Here is a 1,605-nt window from a genome sequence, read left to right on the forward strand (position 1 = left end):
TCACCGGGCTCACCAGGGACGCGTCCACACGGGTACGGGAATATCAACCCGTTGTCCATCGACTACGCCTGTCGGCCTCGCCTTAGGTCCCGACTTACCCTGGGCGGATTAGCCTGGCCCAGGAACCCTTGGTCATCCGGCGGACGAGTTTCTCACTCGTCTTTCGCTACTCATGCCTGCATTCTCACTCGCGCACCCTCCACGACTGGATCACTCCGCCGCTTCGATGGATGCACGACGCTCCCCTACCCACCCACACCACTGCCCAACCCCCCGAAAGAGGAAGGGGATGTTTTGTGTGAGTGACACAGCTTCGGCGGTGCGCTTGAGCCCCGCTACATTGTCGGCGCAGGACCACTTGACCAGTGAGCTATTACGCACTCTTTCAAGGGTGGCTGCTTCTAAGCCAACCTCCTGGTTGTCTGGGCGACCCCACATCCTTTCCCACTTAGCGCACACTTGGGGGCCTTAGCTGGTGTTCTGGGCTGTTTCCCTCTCGACTACGAACCTTATCGCCCGCAGTCTCACTGCCGCACTCTCACACACCGGTATTCGGAGTTTGGTTGATTTCGGTAAGCTTGTGGGCCCCCTAGACCATCCAGTGCTCTACCCCCGGTGAGAAACATGCGACGCTGCACCTAAATGCATTTCGGGGAGAACCAGCTATCACGGAGTTTGATTGGCCTTTCACCCCTACCCACAGCTCATCCCCTCAGTTTTCAACCTAAGTGGGTTCGGGCCTCCACGACGTCTTACCGTCGCTTCACCCTGGCCATGGGTAGATCACTCCGCTTCGGGTCTAGACCACGCGACTATGGGCGCCCTATTCAGACTCGCTTTCGCTACGGCTACCCCACACGGGTTAACCTCGCCACGCAGCACTAACTCGCAGGCTCATTCTTCAAAAGGCACGCCATCACCCCGCAAGGCTCTGACGGCTTGTAGGCACACGGTTTCAGGTACTCTTTCACTCCCCTCCCGGGGTACTTTTCATCTTTCCCTCACGGTACTAGTCCGCTATCGGTCATCAGGAAGTATTTAGGCTTAGCGGGTGGTCCCGCCAGATTCACAGCGAATTTCACGAGTACGCTGCTACTTGGGAACACTCCCAGGAGACACCGGGTTTTCACGTACGGGACTCTCACCCTCTACGGTCACGCTTTCCAGACGTGTTCCACTAACCACAGTGTTTTCTCACTCCTTGCCAGTCCGGCAGAACCGGCCGAAAGGTCCCACGACCCCGAACACGCAACCCCTGCCGGGTATCACACGTATCCGGTTTAGCCTCATCCGCTTTCGCTCGCCACTACTCACGGAATCACGGTTGTTTTCTCTTCCTACGGGTACTGAGATGTTTCACTTCCCCGCGTTCCCTCCACACACCCTATATATTCAGGTGCAGGTGACACCACATGACTGATGCCGGGTTTCCCCATTCGGACATCCTCGGATCACAGCTCGGTTGACAGCTCCCCGAGGCTTATCGCAGCCTCCTACGTCCTTCATCGGCTCCTGATGCCTAGACATCCACCGTATGCCCTTAACAACTTGTTACAAAGATGCTCGCATCCACTGTGCAGTTCTCAAACACCAACCAGAAAACCC

General features: G+C 57.0%; 1 rRNA gene. It reads right to left on the reverse strand.

The features are described from left to right. Window positions 1-1,554 (reverse strand): 23S ribosomal RNA (locus UO65_RS22550); the annotation flags it as partial. Window positions 1,555-1,605: the final 51 nt, after the last annotated feature.

Origin of the sequence: Actinokineospora spheciospongiae, assembly GCF_000564855.1 — a bacterium.
In the GTDB taxonomy this organism is placed as follows: Bacteria; Actinomycetota; Actinomycetes; order Mycobacteriales; family Pseudonocardiaceae; genus Actinokineospora; species Actinokineospora spheciospongiae.